General features: G+C 61.2%; 12 protein-coding genes, 1 pseudogene and 1 riboswitch. Of the genes and pseudogenes, 7 read left to right on the plus strand and 6 right to left on the minus strand.

What is annotated here, in order from left to right; genetic code table 11:
• Positions 1–100: 100 nt before the first annotated feature.
• Positions 101–1,267, minus strand: a complete 1,167-nt coding sequence (locus AC07W7_RS15560) for a 1-acyl-sn-glycerol-3-phosphate acyltransferase (protein WP_076963527.1) — start codon at positions 1,265–1,267, stop codon at positions 101–103.
• Positions 1,268–1,410: 143 nt separating this feature from the next.
• Here AC07W7_RS15560 and AC07W7_RS15565 point away from each other — a divergent pair, with 143 nt between their 5' ends.
• Genes AC07W7_RS15565 through AC07W7_RS15575 form a run of 3 tightly spaced genes read left to right on the plus strand, consistent with a single transcriptional unit; the run spans position 1,411 to position 2,523 of the window.
• The gene (locus AC07W7_RS15565) at positions 1,411–1,593 is read left to right on the plus strand and encodes a CPXCG motif-containing cysteine-rich protein (protein WP_076963526.1); all 183 of its coding nucleotides are present in this window, start codon (positions 1,411–1,413) and stop codon (positions 1,591–1,593) included.
• A 12-nt stretch (positions 1,594–1,605) separates the two neighbouring features.
• On the plus strand, positions 1,606–1,866 hold the full coding sequence (locus AC07W7_RS15570; protein WP_495039639.1) for a putative signal transducing protein: 261 nt from the start codon (positions 1,606–1,608) through the stop codon (positions 1,864–1,866).
• A gap of 36 nt (positions 1,867–1,902) precedes the next feature.
• Positions 1,903–2,523: an SOS response-associated peptidase gene (locus tag AC07W7_RS15575; protein WP_076963524.1), complete on the plus strand. Its 621-nt coding sequence runs from the start codon at positions 1,903–1,905 to the stop codon at positions 2,521–2,523.
• Between the two features lie 127 nt (positions 2,524–2,650).
• Here the strand turns inward: AC07W7_RS15575 and AC07W7_RS15580 are convergent, their stop codons facing one another.
• Complete coding sequence (locus tag AC07W7_RS15580) at positions 2,651–3,493, minus strand: methyl-accepting chemotaxis protein (RefSeq protein ID WP_373562105.1); 843 nt, start codon at positions 3,491–3,493, stop codon at positions 2,651–2,653.
• 15 nt (positions 3,494–3,508) lie between these two features.
• Positions 3,509–4,816, minus strand: a pseudogene (locus tag AC07W7_RS15585) (methyl-accepting chemotaxis protein); the annotation flags it as partial.
• A 192-nt stretch (positions 4,817–5,008) separates the two neighbouring features.
• On the opposite strand from AC07W7_RS15585, the gene AC07W7_RS15590 reads away from it, so the two are divergent.
• The gene (locus AC07W7_RS15590) at positions 5,009–5,827 is read left to right on the plus strand and encodes a M48 family metallopeptidase (protein WP_076963522.1); all 819 of its coding nucleotides are present in this window, start codon (positions 5,009–5,011) and stop codon (positions 5,825–5,827) included.
• A gap of 122 nt (positions 5,828–5,949) precedes the next feature.
• Here the strand turns inward: AC07W7_RS15590 and AC07W7_RS15595 are convergent, their stop codons facing one another.
• The 3 genes from AC07W7_RS15595 to AC07W7_RS15605 all read right to left on the minus strand — a co-directional run bounded on the left by AC07W7_RS15595 (position 5,950) and on the right by AC07W7_RS15605 (position 8,789).
• On the minus strand, positions 5,950–6,534 hold the full coding sequence (locus AC07W7_RS15595; protein ID WP_038443301.1) for a TMEM165/GDT1 family protein: 585 nt from the start codon (positions 6,532–6,534) through the stop codon (positions 5,950–5,952).
• 88 nt (positions 6,535–6,622) lie between these two features.
• Positions 6,623–6,744: riboswitch (yybP-ykoY riboswitch) on the minus strand.
• A 50-nt stretch (positions 6,745–6,794) separates the two neighbouring features.
• The gene (locus AC07W7_RS15600; RefSeq protein ID WP_495039640.1) at positions 6,795–7,793 is read right to left on the minus strand and encodes a methyltransferase; all 999 of its coding nucleotides are present in this window, start codon (positions 7,791–7,793) and stop codon (positions 6,795–6,797) included.
• A gap of 30 nt (positions 7,794–7,823) precedes the next feature.
• Positions 7,824–8,789 carry a 2-hydroxyacid dehydrogenase gene (locus AC07W7_RS15605; protein ID WP_495039641.1) on the minus strand — a complete coding sequence of 322 codons (966 nt, stop codon included), beginning with the start codon at positions 8,787–8,789 and terminating at the stop codon, positions 7,824–7,826.
• 84 nt (positions 8,790–8,873) lie between these two features.
• On the opposite strand from AC07W7_RS15605, the gene AC07W7_RS15610 reads away from it, so the two are divergent.
• From AC07W7_RS15610 to AC07W7_RS15620, 3 genes are all read left to right on the plus strand, one after another.
• Complete coding sequence (locus AC07W7_RS15610) at positions 8,874–9,503, plus strand: LysE family translocator (RefSeq protein ID WP_076963519.1); 630 nt, start codon at positions 8,874–8,876, stop codon at positions 9,501–9,503.
• A gap of 146 nt (positions 9,504–9,649) precedes the next feature.
• A complete protein-coding gene (locus AC07W7_RS15615; protein ID WP_495039642.1) occupies positions 9,650–11,332 on the plus strand; it encodes a fatty acid--CoA ligase in 1,683 nt (560 codons plus the stop codon).
• A 335-nt stretch (positions 11,333–11,667) separates the two neighbouring features.
• Positions 11,668–13,539 carry a DUF1302 domain-containing protein gene (locus AC07W7_RS15620; RefSeq protein ID WP_076963517.1) on the plus strand — a complete coding sequence of 624 codons (1,872 nt, stop codon included), beginning with the start codon at positions 11,668–11,670 and terminating at the stop codon, positions 13,537–13,539.
• Positions 13,540–13,580: the final 41 nt, after the last annotated feature.

A 13,580-nucleotide genomic window follows, 5' to 3' on the forward strand; every position in this document is an offset into this window, starting at 1 on the left:
CGCGATAGCGGTGGGTCAGTCAAGTAGTTATCAACTGACCCACCGCTATCGCGAGCAAGCCCGCTCCCACATTGTGTTGTGTGTTGTTCACGCTATTGGGTTACAGGGCGATCCCGGCTTTGACCCGGTACTGATTACGCACCGGCGTTGCATATTGCAGCACCAGATACGGTCGGTGTTCCGCCGGGCAGGCATTCAACCGTCGCTCCCACTCCGCCTTTGCCTTGGCCAGTTCGTCCGCCGGGAACACCTCGGCAGCCGTTGGCACCTGCAATTGCGGGTCGGCGCCGCTCCACTGTGCATACGCCAGGTAATGCACGGGAAACAGTCGATAGCCTCCCAGGATCTGCCGGTCCAGCTCGATGGCCAATTGCTTGGTATCTTCAAAATGCTCGGTAATGGGCAGTGCGAAGTTGACGTGGACCCGGCCCTTGTAGCCGGTGATGCCCAGGGCAATGCTTGCGTCGTCTTCACCGGGCGCCTTGGTGTAGGTGCCGGTGGTGGCGCGGATATACAGTTCGCGGGCCTTGGCCACGTCGCACGGGTCGTACTCATAGCTGATGGACACCGGAGTCAGGTTCAGCGACAGGATGACCTCGGCGAATGGCTCGTCCTTGCGGCTCATATGGAACATCTTGAGGATCGCCGACTCGGTGCGATCATCCCCATCCTTGGCGCGGCCTTCGGCCTGGGCGATCCAGATCGACTGGCAGTCGTTGCGGATCGAATGGTTGATATAGGCCGACAGCAGTTGATAAGCCGCCATCTTCTCGCGCCGCCCGCTGATGGAGCGGTGCACGATAAAACTCTTGTTCAGGCGCATCAGGTCGCTGACGAACGGCTTCTGCAGCAGATTGTCGCCGATGGCAATGCGTGGGGTGGGCAGGCCGGCGTGGTACACCGCATAGTTGACGAAGGCCGGGTCCATCACGATATCGCGGTGATTGGCCAGGAACACATAGGCCATGCCGGACTTGAGCTGTTCGACCCCGGTGTAGGTGACGCCGTCGGTCGCCCGGTCGATGGTGTGGTCGACGTACAGCTCGACTTTGTCCTGCAAGGTGGCGACGGTGGTGACACCGGCGAACTCACGGCGCAGCTTCTGCGCGATCAGCGGCTTGAGCAGCCAGCCAAAGGCGCCGGCAAAACGCGGGAAGCGAAAGTGGGTCAGGATGTCCAGAAAGGCCTTGTCACTGAACAGCCGGGCCAACACTGCCGGGACTTCGCTGTCGTTGTAAGGTCGGATGGTATCGAATTGGCCCATCATGCTCTCTTGTTAGAAATGGCTAGGGTAAGTAAAAAGGTTTGGATCGATAAGTGACAGAGTGAGGTCTGAACAAATGGCATCAAACGAAAAACCCTGCAAATAGGCCGGCGATTATACGCACAAGTCACCCGGGAGAGACCGCGATGCTAGAACCTGCGCTGTACGATTGTCCTTATTGTGGTGAAGCGGTCGAGACCTCTGTGGATTTGTCTGGCGGTGACCAGAACTATATAGAGGACTGCCAGGTGTGCTGTCGGCCGATCAACTTCCATCTTCAGGTCCACGGCGATGAATGGATGCTCGAAGTTCGCAGCGAGAATGAGTAGTGGGGGGCGACCATGCAACGAATCTACGAGCCGGAGAACCTGATGGAGGGCGAGCTGCTGCAACAAATGCTCGCCAGCGAAGGCATCGATGCCCATCTGGTGGGGCGCCATCTGCTGGGGGGCACGGGTGAACTGCCGATCTTCGGCCTGCTGGGCCTGGAAGTGGAGAACGACCAGGCGGCCGAGGCCCGCGAGCTGATTACCGCCTATATCAGTGCCCAGCCCCTGCCCGGCGATGAACCCGACAGCTTCCCCGACGTGCTGGTCTGTTAGGCTGTCGACCGGTTTACCCAAGAGTCGTGTTGCCCCATGTGTGGACGTTATGCCCTGTTTCGCTGGAATCCCACGTTTGCCGCCTTGCCGGGCTTCCCGGCGGATCAACAGGCCCAGTGGAATATTTCCCCCAATGATTCGGTGCTGATCCAGCGCGCCACCGACGGCCAGCGCACCCTGGCGCGGGCCCGTTGGGGGCTGACGCCGCCGTGGCTGACCGACCTGTCCCGCACCCCGGCCCACGCCCGTGCCGAAACCCTGGCCGAGCAACCGATGTTTCGCGAGGCCTTTCGCCTGCGCCGTTGCCTGCTGCCGGCCAATGGCTTTTATGAATGGCGCGGCACCCAGCGCAAGCGGCCGTATTGGCTGACGCCGGGAGAGGGGTCGACCCTGTTTTTTGCGGCGATCTGGGAGGCTTACCCGGTGCAGGAGCAGGTGTGGTTGAGCACGGCGGTGGTGACCCAGGCGGCGCAAAGCCAGCGTCGGCCGTTGATTCTCGATGCGGCGGGGCAGGCCGCCTGGCTGGATCCCGAGACGCCGCTGCATGTGTTGCAGGGGTTGTTGGCCAGTGAGCCGACGGCGTTGCGTGAGCGGGTGCTGGCCAATATGGTCAATGATCCGAAGCTCAATGGGCCGGAGTGTTTGACCCCGGGTTGAGGCAGGGGGGGGGGGCGGGGGATTCGCTGGTGCCATCGCCGGCAAGCCCCCACATTTTGATGTGTGAATACCTTCAAATGTGGGAGCTGGCTTGCCTGCGATGAGGCCCTAAAGGCCACTGAAACCTTCAGACCTTGAACTGATTGATCAACCGCCGCTGCTGCTCCGCCAGTTGGGTCAGCCCCGCGCTGGCGGCACTGGACTCATCCGCACCGCCCGCCACTTCATTGGCCACCTGGCCGATATTGATCACATTGCGGTTGATATCCTCGGCCACCGCGCTCTGCTCTTCCGCCGCACTGGCAATCTGCGTGTTCATATCGTTGATCACCGACACGGCCTGGGTGATGGTCTCCAGGGCCTGGGCCGCCTTGGCCGCGTGTTGCACGCTTTCATCGGTGCGCTGCTGGCTGTCCTCCATCACCTGCACCACATCCCGCGTGCCTTGCTGCAATTGTTGGATCATGGCCTGGATTTCTTCGGTGGCCTTCTGGGTTTTCTGCGCCAGGTTGCGCACTTCATCGGCCACTACCGCGAAGCCTCGGCCCTGTTCGCCAGCCCGGGCGGCTTCGATGGCAGCGTTAAGGGCCAGCAGGTTGGTCTGCTCGGCAATGCCGCGAATGGCAATCAGGATCGCGCTGATGTTCTCGCTGTCCTTGGCCAGGGCCTGGACCACGCCCACTGCCTTGCCGATCTCCAGGGCCAGGGCGCCAATGGATGTGGACGTGTCGCGCACAATCTGCATGCCCTGGCTCGCGGCTTGGTCGGCGTGGGTGGCGGCCTGTGCCGCCTGGGTGGCATTGCGCGCGACGTCCTGGGCGGTGGCGGTCATCTCGTGCACGGCGGTGGCGACCTGGTCGATCTCGACCATTTGCTTGTGCACGCCCTGGTTGGTGCGGATGGCGATATCGGCGGTGTGCTCCGACGAGTCGCTGACCTTCTGCACCGAGCTGACCACCTGGGTAATCATGCCCTGCAGCTTGATCAAGAAGGTATTGAAGCCCGCGGCAATTGCCCCCAGTTCATCGGCGCGGTCGCTGGTCAGGCGGCGCGTCAGGTCGCCTTCGCCCTGGGCGATGTCATTGAGCATCGCCACCATTTGCTTGAGCGGCCGGGCAATGCCATGGCCCACCAGCCAGATCACCAGCAGGCCGACACCGGCAATCAGCAGGCCGACCAGGGTCATGCCGAAGATATCGGCCTTGCGCTGGGCGTCCAGGTCGCCTTGCAGGGTGTGCAGGTCGGCCATCACGGCGTCCAGGGGCAGTTGCAGCATCAGGGTCCAGCGCGCATCGGTCTGGCCGATATTGAACGGCAGGAACAACTCGATATGCCCGTTGGCCTGGTCGATGTCGTAGCGCATGGCGCCGGCTTTCAGCTGGCCGAGGTTCTCCAGTTCATTCTGGTCGAGCAGGTCGCTGGTCTTTTCCCCCAGTTTGCTCGAGTCCTTGGTATAGGCCACCAGGCGCCCGTTGCTGGAAATCAGTGCCATTTCACCGGCGCCGTTGTAGAGCTTCTGGTTGGCAGCGGTCAGCATGTCCTGGATGAAATTGACTGACAGGTCGGCGCCGACGATGCCCTGGAACACCCCGTCGATCATGATCGGCTCGATAAACGACGCCAGCATCACCGTGGTATTGCCCACACGATAGGGCGCCGGGTCGATGGCGCAGGGTTTCTGGGTTTCCTTGGAGCAGAGGTAGTACTCGCTGGCGCGAATGCCGGTGGCGAGGATTTTCTGGTCGGTCAGGTCGGCGAGTTTCTCCAGGCCCAGGCTGCCGTCCTGGTTGCGAAACCACCAGGGCATGAAGCGCCCGTTTGTGGGTTCCACGCCGACCACGGCGGTGTTCAGGTAGTTGGCATCATTGTGGTCGATGGCATTGGGCTCCCAGGCGATATAGGAGCCGAGGATTTTCGGGTTGCGCACCACGGTTTCGTGCAGCAGGTTGATCAGTTGTTCACGGCTGACCTGCAACGGCGCGGCACCGTTTGCGTCCTTCATGCCCATCAACGCGTTGGTGGTGGCCAGGCCTTTGGCGATCAGCAGTGGCGCCTCCAGTTCGCGCTGGATCAGCGTGGCCTGGGTTTGCGCCAGTGCGCTGAGGCGTTGCTCGATGATCTGCTCGAATTGTGTCTGGGTGCGCGCTTGCACCATGTCCTGGGTCCGTGCGCCGGCGAACAGTGCGTAAAGCACCAGGGCTGCGACGACACTCAGGACGATGGCCCCGGCCAGTGCGGCGACAGAAAACTGAATCGACTTGAATTTCATGGAAGCTCCAGACGCAAGGGGCATGATCTGCTTTTTATATCGGCCACAGACCGGGCGGGCATGAGGGGGTGCCCCGTAAAAGCGTCAGGAATGTCGTAAACAGAATGGTCGTGGGCGTGGGCAGTGTCTGAAAATTAGCGGTTAAACGTCAGGAGTATCTGGCGCGGATACAAGGGAGCGCCTACGATACGCGCCATGTTTTCAGGGAGAATGTGCATGAAAAAATCATTGGTGGTCACGGCCTTGAGCGCAGCCTTGCTGCTCGCCGGTTGCCAGTCGGTCAATACCACCAGCGGCGGTGCCGTGGGTGTGGAACGCAAGCAGTACATGTTCAGCATGTTGTCGAGCCAGGAAGTCGACCAGATGTACGCGCAGTCGTACCAGCAGACCCTGGGTGAAGCCAGTGGCAAGGGCCTGGTGGACAAGACCAGCACCAACGCCAAGCGCGTGCAGGCCATCGCCAAGCGGCTGATCGCCCAGGCGCCCACCTTCCGCCCGGATGCAGCGCAGTGGAAGTGGGAAGTGAACCTGATCAAGAGCGACGAGATGAACGCCAATTGCGGGCCTGGCGGCAAGATCTTTGTCTACAGCGGGTTGATCGAAAACCTCAAGTTGACCGACGACGAGTTGGCGGCCGTCATGGGCCATGAAATTGCCCACGCCCTGCGCGAACACGGCCGCGAAGCCATGTCCAAGGCCTACGGCATCGAGATGGCCAAGCAGGGCGCCGGTGCATTGCTGGGCCTGGGCCAGGACAGCATGGCGCTGGCCGACACCGTGGCCAACTACGGCATGACCTTGCCCAACAGCCGCAGCAATGAGAACGAAGCCGACCTGATCGGCCTGGAGCTCTCGGCCCGTGCCGGTTACAACCCGAACGCCGCCATCACGCTGTGGAACAAAATGGCCAAGGCTTCCGAAGGCGCGCCGCCTGAGTTCATGAGTACCCACCCGGCCTCCAGCAGCCGGATCGCCTCGTTGCAGGCGGCGATTCCCAAGGTGATGCCGTTGTACCAGCAGGCCAAGAAATCCTGATAATCCAGGCCTTGTGAAGCTCCAGATGTGGGAGCTGGCTTGCCTGCGATGGCGGAGTGCCAGGTTAGATATATTTAACTGACCCACCGCTATCGCGGGCAAGCCCGCTCCCACATTTGCAATTAGATCCAGCCACTGCTTTGCATGGCCTTGTACACCGCCACCAGCGCCAGGATGAAGAACGCCGAGGCCGCCAGGCGCCGAATCAGGGTCAGTGGCAGTTTTTCCGCCGCGAAATTCCCCGCCAGAACCACCGGTACGTTGGCAATCAACATGCCTAAGGTGGTGCCGATAATCACCAGCCACAACTCCGGGTACTGTGCCGCCAGCATCACCGTGGCGATCTGCGTCTTGTCACCGATTTCTGCGATAAAGAATGCAATCAGGGTGGTCAGGAACGGCCCGAACTTGCGTGAGGTGCTGGTTTCGTCATCGTCGAGTTTGTCTGGCACCAGGGTCCACAGGGCCGTGGCGCAGAAGCTCGCGGCGAGGATCCAGTGCAGCACCGCATCCGAGAAGAAACTGCCAAACCAGGCGCCCACGGCACCGGCGGCGGCGTGGTTGGCCAGGGTCGCGGCGATGATGCCGGCGATGATCGGCCAGGGTTTGCGAAAGCGTGCGGCGAGAATGAGCGCGAGTAATTGCGTCTTGTCGCCGATTTCGGCCAAGGCAACGATTGCGGTAGGAACGAGCAGTGAATCCAGCATCAGGTAGGTTTCCAGGGGCGGGTCGACACGGCTATGACACGTACAGCCTTCCCGCCCCGGGTAAGGTGTGCGTGTCATAGGTCTTGTCAAACCCCGGTCCGTCTGTGCGGACTCCTGGGTCGCATACGCCATGGTCTGCTGACCAAGTATGTTGACGTATGCCGGACGAGCATATTGCTCGTGGGAGACTACTCCCCTAGGACGGAGCGGATTCTGCCTTGGCAAAATCCATTCGGCAAGCCTTCTTTTTCAAACGCCCGTCAGCCGCGTTTGGCCCGGTAGATGCGAAAGCCCTGGCCCTCGGCCTTGACTGCGCACACGCCCAGATGCTCTTCGATCAGTGGTTGGTACTTCAGGAAGCTATTGGCGACTAACCGAAGTTCGCCACTGTTTTTCAGATGTTGACGTGCTTTTCGCAGCAGGTTTTCCGTAGCGAAATAATCCGTATGCACCCCGACATGGAACGGCGGGTTACTCAGAATCGCATCCAGGCCCATGGGCGCGGCGTCGATGCCATCACCGGTCAGCACTTCGCCTTCCAGGCCATTGGCCTCCAGGGTCAGGCGACTGCTGGCCGTGGCGAAGGCGTCCACATCGAGCAGGGTCACGGTGTTGTGCGGGTAGCGTCGCTTGACCGCCGCGCCAAGCACGCCGGCGCCACAGCCGAAGTCCAGCAGATGACCGCTGGGCAGCTTGTCCAGGTGTTCGAGCAAAAGCGCGGTGCCGCGATCCAGGCGGCCATGGCTGAACACGCCGGGCAGGCTGACGACCTTGAGCGGGCCGTCGGCCAGTGGCACTTCAAAGACTTGGGCCAGGCTCGCCAGTTCGGGGGCTGGCGGGGCGTCGGCCACGGTAGCCAGCCACAGTTGGCAGTGCCGCGCATTGTCGAGCTTGCGCGGCTTGCCAAAGGCGTTCAGCTGCTTGGCGGCGCTTTCGATGCCGCCGCGTTTTTCGCCCACCAGGTACAGCTCGGCCCCCGGCAGCCGTGCCGCCACGGCCTTGAGGATGTAGTCGGCCAGATCCTTGGACTTGGGCAGGAACACCACGGCCGTGTCGAATGCACGCTGCGGCACATTCACCCCGAAATGGCTGCGCTCGGCAAACCGCGCATCCAGCGCCGCCTGGTCACCGGCATGCCAGCACCAACCATGGGCATTGGGCAGGCGGCCCAGCAGGTCGTCGGCGGGCAGGCCGGCCAGCAACACGTTGCCTTGAAAAAGTTCGGCCTGGCGAAGCAGTACTTCACTGCGCGGATCCATGGTCTGCTCCTGAAAAAGGAGCGCAGTTTATCAACTGACGACGCGCTGCGGGGCGCCGCTGAAAAAGCCCCGGGCGTTTTCGGTCAATTGGCCGACGATCCGCTGCCGCGCTTCGCGGCTGCCCCAGGCATTGTGGGGGGTGATGATCAGCCGGGGGATGTCACCGGCCAGCAGCGGGTTGCCGGTGGTCGGTGGTTCGACGCTCAGCACATCGCTGGCCGCGCCGCCCAGATGACCGCTGCGCAAGGCGTCTGCCAAGGCCTGTTCATCAATCAGGCCACCGCGTGCGGTATTGACCACGAACGCGCCCGGCTTGAGCAGCGCCAGCTCGCGGGCCCCGATAAAGTGCCGCGTGTGTTCGTTGAGGGGGCAGTGCAGGGTCAGGGCGTCGATCTGCGGCAGCAGCTCGTCCAGTGGCACCCGATCCGCACGGGCCGGGCGGCCGGGGATGGCGCCCAGCATCACGCGCATGCCAAAGGCTTCGGCCAGGCGCGCAACGGCGCCGCCCAGCTCGCCATGCCCCAGCAAGCCCAGGGTCTTGCCTTGCAGTTCGACAATCGGGTAATCCAGCAGGCAGAACTGCCTGGCTTGCTGCCACAGGCCGGCGTCGACGTCTTTTTGATAGTCCTTCAGGCGTGTGGCGAGGTTGAGCAGCAGCATGATCGTGTGTTGCGCCACCGACGGCGTGCCGTAGCCCTGGCAGTTGCTCACGGTAATGCCCTGGGCGCGGGCGGCGGCCAGGTCGACGTTATTGGTGCCGGTGGCGGCGATCAGGATCAGCTTCAGCTCGGGGCAGGCGGCCAGTGTCTGGGCGTTGATCAGGATCTTGTTACTGATCGCTACTTGAGCGCCTTGCAAGCGCTCGATCACCTGATCCGCGCGGGTCTGTTCGCACAACTGCAAGTCACTGAAGGTTTCCCGCAACCCGCTCAGGTCCAGGTCCCCTAGATCGAGGGAAGGGTGATCGAGGAAGACCGCGCGGCGATTGTTCGTCATCAACTGTACCTTTTGTGACAGGGTTCAAAAGCGTAATCTGCCGAGCCTACCAGATGAAATAATCAGTTACTTCTTGGAGTGTGCATGTACATCACCGAGTTTTTGACCGTGGCGTTGATTCACCTGTTGGCCGTGGCCAGCCCCGGGCCGGACTTTGCCGTGGTGGTGCGCGAGAGCGTGACCCATGGCCGGCGTGCCGGCACCTGGACGGCGTTGGGCGTCGGTTCGGCGATTTTCCTTCATGTTGGCTACTCGTTGCTCGGTATCGGCTTGATCGTGTCCCAGTCCATCGTGCTGTTCAACGCCTTGAAATGGGCGGCGGCGGCCTACCTGTTGTACATCGGCTTCAAGGCCCTGCGCGCGCAGCCGGCCAAGCCTGCCGGCGAAGAAGAGCTGCACCGCGAAGTGGGCGAGCGCAGTGCCCGCGGCGCCTTTACCTCGGGTTTTGTGACCAATGGCCTGAACCCCAAGGCCACGCTGTTTTTCCTGTCGCTGTTCACCGTGGTGATCAACCCCCACACGCCGCTGGCGATCCAGGCCGGTTATGGCCTGTACCTGGCCGTGGCCACCGCCCTGTGGTTCTGCATGGTGGCCATGTTGTTCAGCCAACAGCGCGTGCGCGCAGGTTTTGCGCGCATGGGCCACTGGTTTGATCGGAGCATGGGGGTGGTGCTGATTGCCATCGGTGTGAAAGTAGCGTTTACCGAGCGCTGATCGCGTTATCCGTGAATGAATGCTGGCGCAAAGCTAGCATTCATTCAGCCCCGCAAATCATTCCTTCGGCTGATTTGGCCGGCGTGCAAGGTCTCTACAGTGCAAATCCTTTAGCCAAGACCGTGCAGTCATAAAAAGGGATTCGTATGTTGCAGACTCGTGTTATCCCGCCCGCCGAAGGCGCCTACCAATACCCACTGTTGATCAAACGCCTGTTGATGTCGGGCGTGCGCTATGAAAAAACCCGGGAAATCATCTACCGCGACCAACTGCGCTACACCTACCCCACCCTGATCGAGCGCGTCGCCCGCCTGGCCAATGTGTTGACCGCCGCCGGGGTCAAGGCCGGTGATACCGTCGCCGTGATGGACTGGGACAGCCACCGTTACCTGGAATGCATGTTCGCCATCCCGATGATTGGCGCGGTGATCCACACCATCAACGTGCGCCTGTCGCCAGAGCAGATCCTCTACACGATGAACCACGCCGAGGACCGCTTTGTGCTGGTCAACAGCGAGTTCGTCGGCCTGTACCAAGCGATTGCCGGGCAGTTGACCACCGTCGACAAGACCCTGCTGTTGACCGATGGCGCAGAAAAAACCGCCGACCTGCCCAACCTGGTAGGCGAGTACGAAACCCTGCTGGCGGCCGCCAGTACGCAGTACACCTTCGAGGATTTCGACGAGCATTCGGTGGCCACCACCTTCTACACCACTGGCACCACCGGTAACCCCAAGGGGGTGTATTTCACCCACCGCCAACTGGTGCTGCACACCATCGGCGTGGCGACCATCATGGGCAGCGTCGACAGCGTGCGCCTGCTGGGCACCAACGATGTGTACATGCCCATCACGCCGATGTTCCACGTGCACGCCTGGGGCCTGCCGTATGTGGCGACCATGCTGGGCCTGAAGCAGGTCTACCCCGGGCGCTACGACCCGGAATACCTGGTGGAGCTATGGCGCAAGGAGAAGGTCACGTTCTCCCACTGCGTGCCGACCATCCTGCAGATGCTGCTCAATGCCAAGGCCGCCCAGGGCGTGGATTTTGCCGGCTGGAAGATCGTCATCGGCGGCAGCGCCCTCAACCGCTCGCTGTATGAGGCGGCCAAGGCCCGTGGTATCCAGCTGACGGCGGCCTACGGCATGTCCGAGACCGGCCCGCTGGTGTCCTGTGCCCACCTCAATGACGAACTGATGGCCGGCAGCGAAGACGAGCGCACCACCTATCGGATCAAGGCCGGTGTGCCCGGGCCGTTGGTGGAGGCTGCGATCGTCGACAGTGAAGGCAATTTCCTCCCGGCCGATGGCGAGTCCCAGGGCGAGTTGGTGCTGCGTGCGCCGTGGCTCAGCGAAGGTTATTTCAAGGAACCGCAAAAGGGCGCCGAGCTCTGGGAAGGCGGCTGGATGCACACCGGCGACGTGGCCACCCTCGATGCCTTCGGCGTGATCGATATTCGCGACCGGATCAAGGACGTGATCAAGACCGGTGGTGAGTGGGTTTCGTCCCTGGCCCTCGAAGACCTGGTCAGCCGTCACCCGGCGGTACGCGAAGTAGCGGTGGTCGGGATTGCCGACCCGCAGTGGGGCGAGCGCCCGTTTGCGCTGTTGGTGGTCCGTGAAGGCCACGGGATTGGCGCCCGCGAACTCAAGGAACACCTCAAGCCGTATGTCGAGCAGGGCCACTTGAGCAAATGGGCGATTCCAAGTCAGATTGCCATTGTTACGGAAATTCCCAAGACCAGCGTCGGCAAGCTGGACAAGAAACGTATCCGTATCGACATCATCGAATGGCAGGCCAATAACAGCACCTTCCTCTCCACGCTCTGACCCCTCGTGCCGTGCCCGTCCGGGCACGGCAATGCTCTATTACAAGCCTTCGCCTTGTCATTTGGTGAATTTCAGCCATCCTCTTTCGCGTCAGCCCTCGCTGACATGGCGAAAGGGCTGTTGCAGACGGGTTGGTGATGCAAATCACACTTTAGAGGGATCAAGCGATACCCCCCGCTGGCTATAGTCCCTCCCAGCGTTTTTCAAGGATGCGGCGCTGCGGGCCTGGGTGGTCCGGCAGCTGTCTGGCATTGGAATCGTTGTATTCCGGCTGTTACAAGCGTGTTTGAAAAGGCTCACTGCCATAACAATAAAATGCACATGGAGTAGCGTCGATGACCTCAGTAAACCAGTTCTGGCGCCGGGCGAGATTACCCCTGGCGGTCAGTCTTGCCTCGACCCTCGCCGGGCCCGCATTCGGCGTCAGTTTCAACATCGGTGAAATCGAAGGCAGCTTCGACTCGTCCCTGTCGGTGGGGGCCAGTTGGGGCACGTCCAAGCCCAACAAGGACCTGATCGGCGCCAACAACGGCGGCAGGGGGCTGTCGCAGACCTCCGATGACGGTCACTTGAACTTCAAGCGTGGGGAGACGTTCTCGAAGATCTTCAAGGGCATCCATGACCTGGAACTGAAGTACGGCGATACCGGCGTATTCGTACGTGGCAAATACTGGTACGACTTTGAACTCAAGGACGAAAGCCGCGAGTTCAAGGACATCAGCGACAACAACCGCAAAGAAGGCGCCAAGTCCTCGGGCGGGCAGATTCTCGATGCGTTCGTCTACCACAACTACTCCATTGCCGATGCGCCGGGTTCGGTGCGCTTTGGTAAGCAGGTCGTGAGCTGGGGTGAAAGTACCTTCATCGGTGGCGGCATCAACTCGGTCAACCCGATCGACGTGTCGGCGTTCCGTCGTCCGGGGGCCGAGATCAAGGAAGGCCTGATCCCGGTCAATATGTTCTACGTGTCCCAATCGTTGACTGACAACCTGTCGGCAGAAGCCTTCTATCAGTTGGAGTGGGACCAGACGGTTACCGATAACTGTGGGACTTTCTTCTCGCAGCCGGATGTTATTTCCGATGGTTGCAGCGACAACCTGCGGGTGCTGAACAAGCGTTCGCAATTTCCGGCAACAGCCATCCCGTTCCTGACGTCCCAAGGGGTCGACATGAACGAAGAGGGTGTGAAAGTCGCCCGTGGACCTGACCGCGATGCACGTGACAGTGGGCAGTTCGGTTTTGCGTTCCACTACAACTTTGAACCGCTGGATACCGAGTTCGGCGCGTACTTCATGAACTATCACAGCCGTGCGCCGATTTTCAGTGGCCAGGGCGCCTCCCAGCGTGTGTTCAACATTGCCAATAACCTGCCAGCCCCGTTGGCCGGCCTGGCGCCGGTTATCGTCGCGGGTAACTCCAACTATTTTGTTGAATACCCGGAAGACATCCGCCTCTACGGTTTGAGTTTCTCCACCACCTTGCCTACGGGTACGGCGTGGAGTGGTGAGTTGAGCTACCGTCCGAATGCGCCGGTACAACTCAACACCACAGATATCCTGTTTGCCGGGGTGACTGGGGTTAATGGGTATAACAACGCCTCGGTACTCAAGGGGCAGCCTGGGCAGGACTTGCATGGCTATCGCCGCAAGGAAGTCAGCCAGTTCCAAACGACCTTTACGCACTTCTTCGACCAGGTCATGGGGGCAAGCCGCCTGACGACCGTGGGTGAGATCGGTGTGACGCATGTCGGCGGGCTTGAGAGTAAGTCCGAGGCGCGTTATGGGCGTGACCCGGTGTTTGGTCCAGGCAGCTTGCCCGGCGGTTTCTGCAACCGTCTGAATGCTTCGACATCCGCGGGTGCCGGGCTGGGCGGCAGCACTGCCGGCTTGAACACCAACTGCAACCAGGACGGCTATACCACCGCCACTTCCTGGGGGTACCGTGCCCGTGCCATCTGGGAATACCCGGACGTCTTCGCTGGCGTCAACCTCAAGCCAAGCGTGGCCTGGTCCCATGACGTCAAAGGTTACTCGCCAGGCCCTGGCGGCAACTTTGAAGAGGGCCGCAAGGCCGTCAGCCTGGGGGTGGATGCTGAATACCAGAACACCTATACCGTCAGCCTGAACTACACCAACTTCTTTGGTGGCGACTTCAGCACGGTGGATGACCGCGATTTCGTCGCCTTGAGCGCCGGCGTGAACTTCTAAGCACACTCTTTAAGCAGTCAGTATTTTCAGGAAGACCAGAA

It is taken from the genome of Pseudomonas sp. GW821-FHT01D09, from assembly GCF_059422465.1.

What these genes read in the sequence shown, in the direction of transcription:
- AC07W7_RS15560 (WP_076963527.1), bottom strand. Translation starts at nt 1,267, where the DNA reads ATGATGGGCCAATTCGATACCATCCGACCTTACAACGACAGCGAAGTC.
- AC07W7_RS15565 (WP_076963526.1), top strand. Translation starts at nt 1,411, where the DNA reads ATGCTAGAACCTGCGCTGTACGATTGTCCTTATTGTGGTGAAGCGGTC.
- AC07W7_RS15570 (WP_495039639.1), top strand. Translation starts at nt 1,606, where the DNA reads ATGCAACGAATCTACGAGCCGGAGAACCTGATGGAGGGCGAGCTGCTG.
- AC07W7_RS15575 (WP_076963524.1), top strand. Translation starts at nt 1,903, where the DNA reads ATGTGTGGACGTTATGCCCTGTTTCGCTGGAATCCCACGTTTGCCGCC.
- AC07W7_RS15580 (WP_373562105.1), bottom strand. Translation starts at nt 3,493, where the DNA reads ATGATTACCCAGGTGGTCAGCTCGGTGCAGAAGGTCAGCGACTCGTCG.
- AC07W7_RS15590 (WP_076963522.1), top strand. Translation starts at nt 5,009, where the DNA reads ATGAAAAAATCATTGGTGGTCACGGCCTTGAGCGCAGCCTTGCTGCTC.
- AC07W7_RS15595 (WP_038443301.1), bottom strand. Translation starts at nt 6,534, where the DNA reads ATGCTGGATTCACTGCTCGTTCCTACCGCAATCGTTGCCTTGGCCGAA.
- AC07W7_RS15600 (WP_495039640.1), bottom strand. Translation starts at nt 7,793, where the DNA reads ATGGATCCGCGCAGTGAAGTACTGCTTCGCCAGGCCGAACTTTTTCAA.
- AC07W7_RS15605 (WP_495039641.1), bottom strand. Translation starts at nt 8,789, where the DNA reads ATGACGAACAATCGCCGCGCGGTCTTCCTCGATCACCCTTCCCTCGAT.
- AC07W7_RS15610 (WP_076963519.1), top strand. Translation starts at nt 8,874, where the DNA reads ATGTACATCACCGAGTTTTTGACCGTGGCGTTGATTCACCTGTTGGCC.
- AC07W7_RS15615 (WP_495039642.1), top strand. Translation starts at nt 9,650, where the DNA reads ATGTTGCAGACTCGTGTTATCCCGCCCGCCGAAGGCGCCTACCAATAC.
- AC07W7_RS15620 (WP_076963517.1), top strand. Translation starts at nt 11,668, where the DNA reads ATGACCTCAGTAAACCAGTTCTGGCGCCGGGCGAGATTACCCCTGGCG.